Genomic DNA, 14,324 nt, shown 5'->3' with positions numbered 1-14,324 from the left:
CAGGCGGTGATCGGGCGTCGGTGAAGGGAACCCGAATGATAGGCGTCGGCCCGGCACGGGTTACTGTCGCGAAACTGGCTGAATCGTCAGGTTGGGGCGCGCCGGCCGTCGGCCGATTCCGCGGACGAAATGCGCGGTCGCGATGGCGGCGGTTTCGCGCATCGGGCGGCGCTCACAGCTGCTCCATGCCGAAGCGGGCGAGCGCGTCGAGATCGACGACGTCGATCTGGTTGTACGCGAGCCGCAACGCGCCGAGCTTCTCGAGCTGCTGCAGCGCCTGGTTGATCCGCTGGCGCGACACGCCGACGAGCATCCCCAGTTCCTCCTGCGAGATCGACAGCGACGGGCCGGTATCCGGGTACAGCGCGGGGTTGAAGAGCTGCGCGAGCGCTTGCGCGACCCGTGCGTCGACATCGAGCAGCCGGCTGTTCTGGATCGACGCAATGAATTCGCCCATCCGGTTGTTCAACTGATGAATCACGAAGCGTGTGAACGGCAGGCTCGTGTCGAGCAGCGCATGGAACGTGTCGACCGGCACGAACAGCACGGTCGAGCGCTGGATCGCGACGACCTCGTACTTGCGCCGCTCGCGCTTGATCACGCTGCCTTCGCCGAACCAGCCGCCCGACGGCACGCCGGAAAACGTGCAGCCGCGTCCCGACGCGTTGAAGATCGCGAGCTTCAGCAGCCCCCGATGGACGCCGATCCAGTATGCGGACGGCGCGAGCCGGTGCGCGATCACGTCGCCGGCTTCGCACTGCTCGACGTGCGACTGGGCGAGCACGAGCGCCTGGTGTTCGGGCGCCAGCGTGCGGAACCACGCGCACTGGCCGAACAGCGTCGCCAGCGGCGGCAGCGGGCCCGGTTCGGGAAGCGTGTCGGCCGGGTCGGCGGCCGCGTCGGGGTGGTCGTGCATGGGTGCGGGTTTGCGAGGATAGGGATAACGCGCAGCGCTCGAGCGGCACTCTGTCGTTTCGACGACAGACGGCTCACAATAGCGCCCGTTAGGCTGTCGGCAATTGAACCACATCAAAACGCTCCGGGGTGCAGGCGCCCCGGTCGACAGAACACGGGAGACAGGATCATGACGCAGATGTTCGAGGCCGGGCTCGGCCGCCGCGATGCCAACTACGTCCCGCTCACGCCGATCGATTTTCTGGTCCGCGCGGCCGAAGTCTACGGCGAGCGCACGGCGATCGTGCACGGCGACGTGCGGCGCACGTGGGGCGAAACCCATACGCGGGCAAAGCAACTGGCGAGTGCGCTCGCGCGGGCCGGCGTCGCACGCGGCGACACGGTCGCGGCGCTGCTGCCGAACATCCCGGCGATGGTCGAGGCGCACTTCGGCGTGCCGATGGCCGGCGCCGTGCTGAACACGATCAATACGCGGCTCGACGTGTCGTCGGTGCTGTTCATGCTGCGTCACGGCGAGGCGAAGGTGCTGATCGTCGACACCGAATACGCGGAAGTCGCGCGCCGTGCGGCGCTCGAGGTGCCGGGCCTGAAGATCGTCAGCGTGGCCGACGCGATGCCGGCGGATCCCGACCGTTTCGCGGGCGCGACCGACTACGAGGCGTTCGTCGCCGGCGGCGACCCCGACTACGCATGGACGCCGCCCGCCGACGAATGGGAGGCGATCGCGCTGAACTACACGTCGGGCACGACGGGCGACCCGAAGGGCGTCGTCTACCACCATCGCGGCGCGTATCTCGCGGCGATCAGCAACATCCTCGAATGGGACATGCCGAAGCACGCGGTGTATCTGTGGACGCTGCCGATGTTCCACTGCAACGGCTGGTGTTTCCCGTGGGCCGTCGCGGCGCGCGCGGGCGTGAACGTGTGCCTGCGCAAGTTCGACGCGAAGACCGTGTTCGACCTGATCCGTCGCGAGCGCATCACGCACTACTGCGGCGCGCCGATCGTGCAGAGCGCGATCGCGAACGCACCGGCCGAGCTTCGCGACGGCATCGACCATACGGTGCACGCGATGGTCGCGGGCGCGGCGCCCGCGCCGGCCGTGATCGCGAAGATGAAGGAGATCGGCTTCGACCTGCTGCACGTGTACGGGCTGACCGAGGTCTACGGCCCGGCGACCGTCTGCGCGAAGCAGTCGCACTGGGAAGCGGCGTCCGACGAGGAACGCGCGCGGCTCAATGCGCGCCAGGGCGTGCGCTATCACCTCGAAGCGGGCGCGACGGTGCTCGATCCCGACACGATGACGCCGGTGCCGGCCGACGGCGAAACGCTCGGCGAGATCATGTTCCGCGGCAACATCTGCATGAAGGGCTACCTGAAGAACTCGAAGGCGACCGACGAGGCGTTTCGCGGCGGCTGGTTCCATACCGGCGATCTCGCGGTGCTGATGCCGGACGGCTATATCCGGATCAAGGATCGCAAGAAGGACATCATCATCTCGGGCGGCGAGAACATCTCGAGCATCGAGGTCGAGGACGCGCTGTACCGCCATCCGGCCGTCGCCGTGGCGGCCGTCGTCGCGATGCCCGACCCGAAATGGGGCGAGGTGCCGTGTGCGTTTGTCGAGCTGCGCGAAGGCGCGAGCGCGACCGAGGAGGAGATCGTCGCGCACTGCCGGCAACTGCTCGCGGGCTTCAAGGTGCCGAAGGCCGTGCGCTTCGGCGAGCTGCCGAAGACGTCGACCGGCAAGATCCAGAAGTTCCAGTTGCGCCATGCGGTCGGCTCGGACAAGGCGATCGATCTGGCCGGCGAGAAGAAGTAGAAGCAGGCGGCGGGCTTTCCGCCGCCGCGCGTCGACGATCGCGAGATTACGCGCCGCGCGCCAGCCGGAACACGCTCACCGCCTCCGACAGTTGCGCGGCCTGGTCGCGCAACGCGACGGCCGCGCGCTCGGCGTCCGAGATCAGCCTCGCATTCTGCTGCGTCGCGTCGCCGATCTGCGTGACGGCCAGGTTCACCTGCTCGATGCCGGTCGATTGCTCGCGCGACGCGGCGCTGATCTCGCCGATCAGCGTGCGGACCTGGTCGACCCGCGCGACGATGTCGCGCATCGTGCCGCGCGCGGCGTCCGCGATCCGGTAACCCTGTTCGACCGTCGTCGACGATTCGGTGCTCAGCGTGTCGATCTCCTTGACCGCGGCCGCGCTGCGTTGCGCGAGCGCGCGCACCTCGGCCGCGACCACCGCGAAGCCCTTGCCGTGTTCGCCCGCGCGGGCGGCCTCGACGGCCGCGTTCAGCGCGAGGATGTTGGTCTGGAACGCGATGCCTTCGATCGCGTCGGTGATCTCGGCGATCCGGCGCGTCGCGCGGCCGATGTCGTCCATCGTCGCGACCACGCGCTGCACCGCGGCGTCGCCGTTCGTCGCGGCGGCCGATGCGTCCGCGACCAGCGCGTTGGCTTGCGCCGCATGCTCGGCGCTCTGCTGCACGGCGGCGGTGATCTGCTCCATGCTCGCGGCCGTCTGTTCGACGCTGCTCGCCTGCGTCGCGATGCGCGCGGCGATGTCGCCGCTGCCGGCCGCGATGCCGACCGTGCCGTGCGCGATGTCGGCCGCGCTGTTGCGCACCTGCGCGACGATTCGCGCGAGGCCGTCGCCGATCCCGTCGACGGCCTGCACGAGCCGGCCGATCTCGTCGTTGCCCGCGCTGTCGTGCGCGTTCGCGCCGTCGCGGATACGCACGCTGAGGTCGCCCGCCGCATAGCGCTCGGACGCGCGTGCGGCGGCTTCCAGCGGCCGGCTCACGACGCGCCGCACGACGATGACGAACAGCGTCGCGAACGCCGCGACGAGCACGGCGCCGATCATCAGGAAACGGTTGCGGGTGGCGCGCATGGTGGCGAGCAGTTCGTCGTCGAGCGCGATGCCGCCGACGAGCCATTGCCACTGCGGAATCGTCGTGAACGACACGACTTTCGCGGTCGGCCCGCGGTCGTGCGCAGCCGGGTCGGTCGACGTGTACGCGAGCCGGCCCTGGCCGGCCGCGAGCATCTGCGCGTAGGGCGCGCGCGTGCCGTCGGCCGGTTGGCCCGCCGCGTCGGGATGCACGACGAACGCGCCGCGCGACGGACCCTGCGATGCATCGAGCACGAAGTAGTAGCCGTTGTCGCCGATTTTCAGCGAGCGGATGCCGTCTTCGACGAGCTTGAGCTCGGCGCCGATGTCGAGGCCGACGAACAGCGCGCCGATCACGCGGCCGGTCGCGTCGGTCACCGGCTTGTACTGCGTGATGTACGGCCGGCCGAACAGCTTCGCGAGGCCGGTATAGCTGCGCCCGGCGACCAGCGGCGCGTACGCGGGGCCGGCGCGGTCGAGCTTCGTGCCGACCGCGCGCGCGCCGTCCTGCTTCTTCAGCGACGTCGTGATGCGCACGAAGTCGTCGCCGTCGCGCGCGAAGATCGTCGCGATCGCACCGCTTTTCTTCAGAAACTGGTCGGGAATCGAATAGTCGAGGTCGAGCGGCTGGCCGCCGGCGGACAGCGTCGGCGCGGCGACGCCGCCGATGTCGACGGTGCGCGCCGGATCGAGCGCGAAATCGGCCGGCAGGAAGCTCGCGAACAGCGTCATCGCGCGTGTCGCTTCGGCCGACAGCGCCTTGTCGAACAGTTCGACCATCGCGCCGATCGACTGCTCCTTGTCGGCGATCCGTGCGTGCGCCTCGTCGGCGAGTTGCTGGCCGGCAAAATGGGCGAGCGCCCACGCGAAAACGGTGAACAGCAGTGCAACGAGCGCGCACGCCAGCGCGGCAAGACGCGTACCGACGCTCACCCGGCCCAATTGGGTCAATCTCATACGGGATCCTGAGTGGGGAGAGAGGGGGCGGAACGCACGCGTCACCGCTTGTCGACGGGTCATCGGCAGTTTCGGCGAATTCTTTAGCGGCGCGCGCACGGCGGCGGCATGCGTCGGCTCGACCCGCGCAACGGGATGACGGACGGCTTCAGTGCGTCACGAGCCACGCGACGGCCAGATAGCGGCCGACCTTCGCGATCGTCACGATCGCGAGAAACGTGGGCAGCGGCTCGCGCAGCACGCCGGCGATCATCGTCAGCGGATCGCCGATCACCGGCGCCCAGCTCAGCAGCAGCGACCAGCGGCCGTAGCGCGCATACCAGCGCTCGGCGCGCGCGAGCGCGGACGGCTTGACCGGAAACCAGCGGCGCTCGCGGAAATGCTCGATCCCTCGGCCGAGCGCCCAGTTGATCGCCGAGCCGGCGACATTGCCGACGCTCGCGACGAGCACCAAAGCCCACACAGGCTCGCGCCCGGCCAGCAGCAGACCGGCGAGCACGGCTTCGGATTGCAGCGGGAACAGGGTCGCAGCGACCATCGACACGGCGAACAGGCCGCCGTAGGTGAGCAATTCGGACATCGCGCGATTGTACCGGCCGCGCGGCGGCGGGCCGGGGTCACACGGCCCCGGGATCGCCCGGCGCGCGGCATCAACGCGGCATCGGCCGTGCCGAACGGCAGGTTCGGAATCGTCGATTTTTCGACCGGTTCGTCGCCAAGCCGTGCGGGCGAACCGTTGCGGCGAGAACACGTTGTCGGGTTTCAACGGCCGCAGCCGTGCGGGGCGCGGCCACGCTCACGCTCACGCGCCCGACCGTCCGCGCGGCCGTTCAATTCCAGCCGACCATGATCGCGCCCATCCCGACGAGCAACCCGCCCGTCACGCGGTTCATCGCACGCATGCGCGCCGGCCGCTGCAACGCGCGGCTCAGCCGATGCGAGAACAGCGCCATCGACGCGACGCCGCCCGCGAACAGCAGCGCGAACGTCGCGGCGAGCAGCAGGTATTGAAGGTTCAGGCTCCAGTCGGCATTCGGGCTGATGAACTGCGGAAAGAACGACGGAAAGAACAGCAGCGTCTTCGGATTCAGCCCGGAAGTCGCGACGCCGCGCCAGAACAGCGCGCGCCCGGTGTCTGTGTCCGGCGCGGCGCTCGCCGTTCCGGCGCCGGCGTCGGCCGGTGCCCCGGCTGCACCGCCTGGCGCGCGACTCAGCCATTGCTTGCCGCCGAGCCAGACGAGATATGCGGCGCCGGCCCAGCGCAGCGCGGTCAGCGCGTGTTCGTCGAGGTGGACCAGCGAATTCAGGCACAGCGCGGTCAGCGCGAGTTGCAGCAGCACGGCGAGCGTGCCGCCCCACACGCACGGCAGCGCGCGGCGCCAGCCGGTGCGCAGCGCCTGGTTCATCGTGAGGAGGTTGACGGGGCCTGGCGCGTAGATGAGGACGACGGAAGCGGCGAGGAACGACAGATAAAGCTTGAACGACATGACGGACAGGCAGGAACGGGGACGCAGGCACCGGCCCCGCACGCGGTCGGATAGGCGTGCGGGCGGCGGGGAATCGCATGCCTGCGGGCCGGCACCGCAACTCGTGATTGCGGCCGTGCGTCCCGCTGCGACGGGTATCGCGGGGAGCGTGCCGGCCAGCAGGCATGGAGAAAATGTATCAAGCGGCCCGGTTAAAAGGCTTCCTGTTTTCCAGCAAAATGGACCTGAAACCGGAATCCTGTTCAGATAGAATGCCGATTTTCAGTAGAAGATTCTTCCTGTCATGGCTACCCGCGAACGCACGCCGAAAACGCTCGACAATCAGGACCGCAAGATCCTCGGTGCATTGCAGAAAAATGCGCGTCTGTCGAACGCCGAACTGGCCGAACAGATCGGCATGTCGACCACCGCCTGCTGGAACCGCACGCGACAACTCGAACTCGACGGCTACATCGACGGCTATGTCGCGCTGGTCAACCAGCGCAAGCTCGGCTACGCGGACATCGTGATCCTCGAAGTCACGCTCGATCGCCACGAGGACGACGCGCTGGCGCGCTTTGGCGCCGAGCTGGCGGCGCTGCCGGAGGTGCTCGAGGCGTATCTGGTGTCGGGGGAGTACGACTACTGGATCAAGGTGGCGGTGGACGGCACGGCCGGCTACGAGCGCTTCCTGCGCGAAAAGCTGTACCGGATTTCGAGCATCCGCCACAGCCGCTCGATGTTCGCGCTGCGGTGCATGAAGGACGTGCCTTCGATTCAGGTGTGACGGAGCGGAGCCGCGCGCGCGGCCGTCGTTGCAACGGCGGGCGTTGGCGGCGACGCGCTGGCGCGGACGAAACCGGCGAACGGCCGACGGCGACGGCTCGCCGGCGGGATGGCCGGCGAACACGCGAAAACGGAAGAATCTTCCGTCCGCGATGGCCGGGCACGATCGCGGGCCGGCCGGGAACGGCTTTGGGCCGAGGCATGCGGCCGGCGGCAATCCGTATCAATCGGCGCCGATATCGGGCCGAACCCGGCCTGAAACACGGCCTCGATACGATCTTGAAACGCTCGCCGCGTGGCGAGCGTATTCGGCCGGGACGAGCCCGGCCGCTTGCCAGCTGACCGGCGCGACCGCCGGTTGCCCGGCGCAACGGCCGCTGTCGGCGTGCGTCACCGCAAGCGCATCGAGCGGCCGGCAGTCGGCTCAGCGCGGCAGGCGCGCGTGTGCTTCGGCGATGACTTCGCAGTTCGCGAGATGCAGTGCCCAGGCTTCTGCCAACAGCTCGCCCACGCGTGCGAGCCAGCCAGCGGATTGGGTGGAACGATCGGAGACATTAGACGTTTGCATGACGAAGCCCCATGTAGGTGGCGAATTAGGGATAACCCTAATCATAGCGAAGGGCTGCCGTCTTGTGAAATGCGATTTCGTTATATGAGAATTACTGACAATTCCTGTTGCTGCTACGCAACATGAACGTCGGCGGCGCAGGCGTGCCGGACAGCCGCGACGCGGCCGTGCCGGCAAGGATGCACGTGGAGGAAAAAGGAATTCGAGCGTACGGAACGGGCGCGATTACCGGCCGATCCATCCGAAGCGCCACGACAATCGCCGCGTCGCGGCCCGCAGCGTCTGCGCCAGCTCGCTGTCCGGCCCGCGCGGAAAGCCGCGCGACGAGCCGATGATCGCGATCACGAGCCGGATGCTGCCGGTGTGATCGAACACGGGTGCGGCAATCGTCCCGATGCCCGGCACCGGCGCGTCGAACGCGAAATCGAGTTCGTCCGCGCGGATCGCCGCGAGCCGGGCGCGGAAGGCCGCGTCGTCCGGTGCGGCGGGCGCGCCGGCGAGGCGCACGGGTTCGTTGGCGAGCAGGTCGGCCAGCACGTCGTCGGACATGCCGGACGCGAAAATCCGGCCGATCGCCGTATTGACGAGCGACATCACGGTGCCGACCTGCAGGCTCACGTGCTGCGGCCGCGCCGATTCCTCGAGCCGGATCACGGTCGGCCCGAGCGGCCCGAGCGTCGCGGCGGCCACGCTCATGTCGGTCGCGCCGGCGAGCGCGACGATCTCGGCTTCCGCGTCGCGCGTCGGCGACACGCGCTGCATCGCGATCAGGCCGAGCGCCTGCGCGAGCGGGCCGCCGTCGAAGCAGCCGGCGTCGTCGCGGCTCAGCAGGCCGATCTTCTGCAGGCTGACGAGATGCGGAAATGCCTTCGCGGCCGGCATGCCGGCCGCCGTCGCGAGATCGCGCAGCGGCAGCGCGCGACCTGCCGACACCAGCGCGAGCAGCAGCTCGCCGGTGCTGTCGAGCGCATGGATTCCGCGCTGGGCTTTCGCGTCGTCGGCCAGCGCGGGCGGGACGCGCGCGGCGCCCGGCGCCGGCGCGGGCGCCGGTTCCGCACGCGCGGCGCCGAGCGACGCGGTGGCTTGCCGCGCCGCGTCGCGCAAGGCCGCCGCGATCGGGCCGTCCCAGTCGACATCGATCGATCCCGTCGAACCGATCACCGTCAACGCGAGTTGCAGGCGCCCGTGCGTATCGAAAACGGGCACGCACATCCCGCTGACGCCCGGGCTCGGCCGGTCGATGCTGCGTTCGATGCCGCGCAGGCGAATCGTGTCGAGGTCGACGTGTTGCGTATCGCCGTCGGGCGCGCCCGACGCGCTGTCGGCGCCGGCGAGCGTGCCGCCCGCGCCGGCCTGGCTGGCCGCCATCGCGTCGAGTTGCGCGGCGTCGCCGAACGCGCGGAACACCCGGCCGGTCGCCGTCGTGTCGAGCGACATCACCGAACCGACGTGCAGGTTCATGTGCAGCGGATAGCCGCCGCGCTCGATGCGCACGATCGTCGGGCCGAGCACGCCCGGCACCGACAGCGCGACGCTCAGGCCGACCGTTTCCGCGAGCCGCGCCGCGTGCGGCAGCGTCGCGCGGTAGGCCGGCTGGCGCTCGATCGACATCAGCCCGAGCCGCAGCGACAGCGGGCCGGGTTCGTAGTTGCCGGTGATCGCATCGCGCTTGACGAGCGCGAGCCGCGTCAGGCTCACGAGATAGGTGTGCGCCTGCGCGGTGGAAAGATCGGCGGCCGCGGCCAGCTCCGACAGCCCGAGCGGCTTGCGCCGGCGCGCGAGCGCGTCGAGCAGCCGGCCGCCGACCTCGACACTCTGGATACCGCGCTGCGCCTTGGGCGGCGCATCGTCCGCGCTGACTTCGTGGTTCTGCACGCGATGATTCTTCCGTTGACGAAACCCCGCATGGTATCCGACGCCATTTCCCGCGCCAGCCCGCAGGTTTACCCGAATTAGACAATAACAAGCATGTTTGTCATTGACAAATATTCGGTGCGGGCAGATGATCCGCTCATTCCCCTCAACACATGGCTCGAAGCCACGGAACGCACAATGGCCAAAGCATTTGCCTCCCAAGCCGATCTGGAAGAGAAGAAAGTCACCTGGACGCAATTGTCCGAGAACGCATACGCGTACACGGCCGAAGGCGACCCGAATTCGGGCGTGATCGTCGGCGACGACAGCGTGCTGATCGTCGATACGACCGCGACGCCCGCGATGGCGCAGGACCTGATCGCGAAGATCCGCAGCGTGACCGACAAGCCGATCAAGCACGTGGTGCTGTCGCACTACCACGCGGTGCGCGTGCTCGGCGCGTCCGCGTACTTCGACGAAGGCGCGCAGCACGTGATCGCGAGCCGCGGCACGTACGAGATGATCGTCGAGCGCGGCGAGGCCGACATGAAGTCGGAGATCGAGCGCTTTCCGCGCCTGTTCGCCGGCGTCGAGACGGTGCCGGGCCTGACCTGGCCGACGCTCGTGTTCGAGCGCGAGATCACGCTGTTCCTCGGCAAGCTCGAAGTGAAGATCATGCACGTCGGCTCGGGCCACACGAAGGGCGACACGATCGTGTGGCTGCCGTCGCAGAAGGTGCTGTTCTCGGGCGACCTCGTCGAATACGACGCCGCGTGCTATTGCGGCGACGCCCAGCTCGAACAGTGGCCGGCCACGCTCGAGGCGCTGCGCGCGCTCGGCGCGGAGAAGCTCGTGCCGGGCCGCGGCCCCGCGCTGCTGAATCCGGCCGAGGTCGACAAGGGCCTCGACTACACGAAGGATTTCGTCACGACGCTGCTCGCGCAGGGCCGCAAGGCGGTCGAGCGCAATCTCGACCTGAAGGCGGCGATGGCGCTCACGCGCGAAGCGATGGATCCGAAATTCGGCCACGTGTTCATCTACGAGCACTGTTTGCCGTTCGACGTGTCGCGCGCGTTCGACGAAGCGAGCGGCATCACGCATCCGCGCATCTGGACCGCGCAGCGCGACAAGGAAATGTGGGCCGCGCTGCAGGACTGAACGGCGCACGGCGGCGGGGCGGCGTTCACATGACCGCATCGCCGTTTTTCTGAGGGTGGCGGCATTCGCGGCGGCATCGCGCCGCGGTGCCGGCAACCGTATCCGGTCTCACAAGAAAGCAGGGCGCATGCACGCCCTCGGAGACTGCTGCGCGCTCGACGGCGCGCGGCCCGTTTGGAGAGAGACATGCCCCAATCGCTTCCCGCCGAAGCGACGCTCGCGCACGCGAGCGCTTCGGCGCCGACTTCCGCATCGAACGATGCGCTGCTGTTCCGCAAGATCGCGTGGCGGATCGTCCCGTTCCTGTTCCTCTGCTACGTCGTGTCGTTTCTCGACCGCATCAACATCGGCTTCGCGCAGTTGCAGATGAAGCACGATCTCGGCTTCAGCGACGCGATGTACGGGCTCGGCGCCGCGGTGTTCTACGTCGGCTACGTGTGCTGCGAAGTGCCGAGCAACATGCTGCTCGCGCGGTTCGGCGCGCGCCGAACGTTCACGCGGATCATGCTGCAGTGGGGCATCGCGTCGACCGGCATGATGTTCGTGTCGCAGCCGGCGCATTTCTACGTGCTGCGCTTCCTGCTCGGCGTGTTCGAGGCCGGCTTCTTCCCCGGCATCGTGCTGTACCTGACCTACTGGTTTCCCGCGAACCGGCGTGCGGCGGCGATCTCCGTGTTCTTCGCGGGCGTCGCGGTGGCCGGCGTGCTCGGCGGGTTGCTGTCCGGCTGGATCATGCGCGACATGAGCGGCGTGCTCGGGCTGCACGGCTGGCAGTGGATGTTCGCGATCGAGGGCGCGCCGGCGATCCTGCTCGCATTCGCCGCGTTCACGTGCCTCGTCGACCGGCCTCGGGACGCCGCGTGGCTCACGTCCGACGAAAAGGCGCGCGTCGCCGCGCTGTGCGCCGAAGGCCGCGCACACGGCGGCGCGCACGACGGGCGCAGCGTGATGGCCGCGCTCGCGAACCCGCGCGTGTACCTGTTCGCGTTCGTCTATTTCTCGCTGACTTGCGCGTCGCTGACGCTGAACTTCTGGATGCCGCTGATGATCCGCGACTTCGGCGTGACCGACGTCGTCGCCGTGAGCCTCTATACGGTCGTGCCGAACGCGGTGGGGGCGGTCGGGCTGATCCTGATCGCGCGCCGCTCGGATCGCACCGGCGAGCGCCGCAAGCACTTCGCGTGCTGCACGATCGGCGGCGGGCTCGCGCTCGCTGCGCTGACGCTGCACCTGCCCAGCTTCGCGGCGATGCTCGTCTGCCTGTCGATCGCGGCGACGCTGATCTTCGCCGCGCTGCCGATCTTCTGGGCCGTGCCGACCCGCTACCTGTCCGGCAACGCGGCCGCGGCAGGGATCGCGCTGATCAGCAGCATCGGGATCACGAGCGGCATCGTCAGCCCGTGGGTGATCGGGATGATCCGCACGCGCACGGGCAGCATGGATCTGGCCGTGTATCTGCTCGCCGCGCTGCTGGTCGCGAGCGGCGTGGCGCTGACGGTCGGCGTGAAGGGCGAAGGCCCGCGGCGCGGCTGAACGGGCAAGGGCCGGTCGTCGCCCGCGGGCGGCGGCGATCGGCGTTCATCCCCCGTCTGCACCGGAATCCGTCGAGGAGACGAGCGAGGTAAGCCCGTCTGCAAGCTCACGCCGCGCGCGACGCGACGGCGCGACCGGCGACGCGTTGTAGCGCCGCATCGGCGCGCGGATCGTGCCGTTCGTGTTCTTCCGCCATATCGTGTCGATCCCGGACCGCGGCAACAGTACGAGCCGCCGGCGGTCCGGCGTGCGCTCAGCGAGCCGGCGCGTAGCGCGGCGCGGGCGTATCCGCCGACAAATGCGGCGCCATTGTGCGGCGTGCAGCCTCGTACGCCTCCCATTCGTCGCCCGCATGCAGCGACGGAATCGTCACGAGTTCGCCGCGATCGAACCCGACCAGCGCCGCATCGACCAGGTCCGTCGCCCTCATCACGATCTCTTTGGGCAGGTGCTCGAGCGGCAGGCCGCCCGTCTGCCAGAAATCGGTGGCCGTCGCGCCGGGCAGCACGGCCTGTACCTGCACGCCCTGGTCGGCGAGCTCGTGATGCAGCGACTGGCTGAATGCGAGCACGAATGCCTTGCTGCCGCCGTACACGCCGTTCAGCGTTTCCGGCGAGATCGCGACGATCGACGAAATGTTGATCACCGCGCCGTGGCCGCGTGCGACGAAACCGGGCACGGCCGCATAGGTCAGGCGCGTGAGCGCGGTCACGTTCAGGTCGATCATCCGCGTCATCGCGTCGACGTCGCTGTCGAGCAGCGGCGCATGCGTGCCGATGCCGGCGTTGTTCACGAGCAGCGTGATGCTCGCGTCCTGTTTCAGCTTCGCTTCGACAGCGGCGAGCGCCGTGCGGTCGTTGAGGTCCGCGTCGACGATCTCGATGCTGCGCTGCGTGTCGTTCGTGATGCGGTCGGCGAGGGCGCCGAGCCGGTCGCGGCTGCGCGCGACCAGGATCAGGTCGTAGCCGCGGCGCGCGAGGCGATCCGCGTAGACGGCGCCGATGCCCGACGATGCGCCGGTAATGAGGGCGGTACCGCGATGTGCTTGCGTCATGATGTACTCCGTTTCGCTGAGGATGGCCGGATGGCGTGAATGCATTCTGGCCTCGAAGCGTTGCGACACAAATGACGTAGATGGGTATGATTCCGGACATCGGGCCCATCGGCACGCGACCGGAGAACGCACATGCACCGAATCGGCTTCTTGATCAGCGACGGCTTTCAGATCATGGCGCTCGCCGCGCAGTCGGTGTTCGAGTACGCGAACATGGGGCTGGATACGCCGTTCTATGCGATGGCCAACTACTCGGTCGACGGCGGCGACGTCCGCTCGTCGCTCGGGCTGCCGGTCGCCACGCGTGCGCTGCGCGGCCGGCTCGGCGTCGATACGTGGATCGTCGCGGGCGTCAACGATCCGCTCGCCGCGCCGGCGCCGCTCGGCGTCGTCGCTTACCTGCGCCGCGCGAACGCGCATGCGCGGCGGATTGCCGGCATCTGCACGGGCGCGTTCGTGCTGGCGGAAGCCGGGCTGCTCGCACAGCGTCGCGCGACCACGCATTGGGCGTTCGGCCGCGACATGCAGCGGCTCTACCCGGAGATTCGCGTCGAGGACGACCGGATCTTCATCGTCGACGGCCCGGTCTGGACGTCGGCCGGAATGACGGCCGGGCTCGATCTCGCGCTCGCGATGGTGGAAAAGGACCTCGGCGCCGACGCCGCACGCTCGGTCGCGCACAAGCTGGTGATGCATCAGCGCCGGGCCGGCGGCCAGTCGCAGCATTCGGAAATGCTCGATCTCGCGCCGAAATCCGACCGGATCCAGAACGCGCTCGACTACGCGCGCCGCAATCTCGGTCGCGCGCTGACCGTCGAGGCGCTGGCCGAGGCCGTCCACCTGAGCCCGCGCCAGTTCAGCCGCGTGTTTACGCTCGAAACCGGGCAGTCGCCCGCGAAGGCGATCGAGCGGCTGCGGCTCGAATCGGCGCGGCTGATGATCGAACAGAGCCGTCATCCGCTCGACGTGATCGCGAAGGAAAACGGTTTTCGCGATCGCCGGCACATGCGCGACGCGTTCGTGCGCGGGTTCGGCGTGCCGCCGCAGGCGTTGCGGCGCGATGCGCGGGCGGACGCGCCGGCAGCAGGCTGACGAGCCGGCGGGGCAGCAGGCGCCGTCCGACGCGTGCCGGCAAAATC

12 protein-coding genes are annotated in these 14,324 nt (G+C 68.9%); 5 read left to right on the top strand and 7 right to left on the bottom strand.

Features of this window, described 5'->3' with window-relative positions; genetic code table 11:
* Positions 1-172: 172 nt before the first annotated feature.
* Positions 173-916 carry a Crp/Fnr family transcriptional regulator gene (locus WS95_RS04405; RefSeq protein WP_059822490.1) on the bottom strand — a complete coding sequence of 248 codons (744 nt, stop codon included), beginning with the start codon at positions 914-916 and terminating at the stop codon, positions 173-175.
* A gap of 168 nt (positions 917-1,084) precedes the next feature.
* On the opposite strand from WS95_RS04405, the gene WS95_RS04400 reads away from it, so the two are divergent.
* Positions 1,085-2,737, top strand: coding sequence for an acyl-CoA synthetase (locus tag WS95_RS04400; RefSeq protein ID WP_059822488.1), 1,653 nt, complete (start codon positions 1,085-1,087; stop codon positions 2,735-2,737).
* A 46-nt stretch (positions 2,738-2,783) separates the two neighbouring features.
* On the opposite strand, the gene WS95_RS04395 is transcribed toward WS95_RS04400, so the two are convergent.
* The 3 genes from WS95_RS04395 to WS95_RS04385 all read right to left on the bottom strand — a co-directional run bounded on the left by WS95_RS04395 (position 2,784) and on the right by WS95_RS04385 (position 6,253).
* Positions 2,784-4,766 (bottom strand): methyl-accepting chemotaxis protein, encoded by a 1,983-nt coding sequence (locus WS95_RS04395; RefSeq protein WP_059822487.1) that lies wholly within the window; start codon positions 4,764-4,766, stop codon positions 2,784-2,786.
* A 148-nt stretch (positions 4,767-4,914) separates the two neighbouring features.
* Positions 4,915-5,346 (bottom strand): YqaA family protein, encoded by a 432-nt coding sequence (locus WS95_RS04390; protein WP_059505133.1) that lies wholly within the window; start codon positions 5,344-5,346, stop codon positions 4,915-4,917.
* Positions 5,347-5,596: 250 nt separating this feature from the next.
* Entirely contained in the window at positions 5,597-6,253 is a 657-nt protein-coding gene (locus WS95_RS04385; RefSeq protein WP_034204905.1) for a LysE family translocator, read from the bottom strand.
* 283 nt (positions 6,254-6,536) lie between these two features.
* Here WS95_RS04385 and WS95_RS04380 point away from each other — a divergent pair, with 283 nt between their 5' ends.
* Positions 6,537-7,019, top strand: a complete 483-nt coding sequence (locus WS95_RS04380) for an Lrp/AsnC family transcriptional regulator (RefSeq protein WP_006479115.1) — start codon at positions 6,537-6,539, stop codon at positions 7,017-7,019.
* Between the two features lie 423 nt (positions 7,020-7,442).
* Here the strand turns inward: WS95_RS04380 and WS95_RS04375 are convergent, their stop codons facing one another.
* On the bottom strand, positions 7,443-7,586 hold the full coding sequence (locus WS95_RS04375) for a hypothetical protein (protein WP_230624783.1): 144 nt from the start codon (positions 7,584-7,586) through the stop codon (positions 7,443-7,445).
* A gap of 225 nt (positions 7,587-7,811) precedes the next feature.
* Positions 7,812-9,461 (bottom strand): IclR family transcriptional regulator, encoded by a 1,650-nt coding sequence (locus tag WS95_RS04370; protein WP_059783602.1) that lies wholly within the window; start codon positions 9,459-9,461, stop codon positions 7,812-7,814.
* A gap of 177 nt (positions 9,462-9,638) precedes the next feature.
* On the opposite strand from WS95_RS04370, the gene WS95_RS04365 reads away from it, so the two are divergent.
* Together WS95_RS04365 and WS95_RS04360 are read left to right on the top strand one after the other, a co-directional pair.
* Positions 9,639-10,598 (top strand): MBL fold metallo-hydrolase, encoded by a 960-nt coding sequence (locus tag WS95_RS04365; protein WP_034204902.1) that lies wholly within the window; start codon positions 9,639-9,641, stop codon positions 10,596-10,598.
* A 186-nt stretch (positions 10,599-10,784) separates the two neighbouring features.
* A complete protein-coding gene (locus tag WS95_RS04360; protein WP_059822485.1) occupies positions 10,785-12,131 on the top strand; it encodes an MFS transporter in 1,347 nt (448 codons plus the stop codon).
* 253 nt (positions 12,132-12,384) lie between these two features.
* Here WS95_RS04360 and WS95_RS04355 read toward each other — a convergent pair whose 3' ends face one another.
* Positions 12,385-13,185, bottom strand: coding sequence for an SDR family NAD(P)-dependent oxidoreductase (locus WS95_RS04355; protein ID WP_059822796.1), 801 nt, complete (start codon positions 13,183-13,185; stop codon positions 12,385-12,387).
* A gap of 132 nt (positions 13,186-13,317) precedes the next feature.
* Between WS95_RS04355 and WS95_RS04350 the strand changes: the two genes are divergently transcribed.
* Positions 13,318-14,277: a GlxA family transcriptional regulator gene (locus WS95_RS04350; RefSeq protein WP_059822483.1), complete on the top strand. Its 960-nt coding sequence runs from the start codon at positions 13,318-13,320 to the stop codon at positions 14,275-14,277.
* Positions 14,278-14,324 lie beyond the last annotated feature (47 nt).

It is taken from the genome of Burkholderia sp. MSMB1826 (genome assembly GCF_001526325.1).
Taxonomy (GTDB): domain Bacteria; phylum Pseudomonadota; class Gammaproteobacteria; order Burkholderiales; family Burkholderiaceae; genus Burkholderia.
The sequence above is the reverse complement of the archived record's forward strand: the minus strand, read 5'-3'. Positions and strand labels throughout refer to the sequence as shown.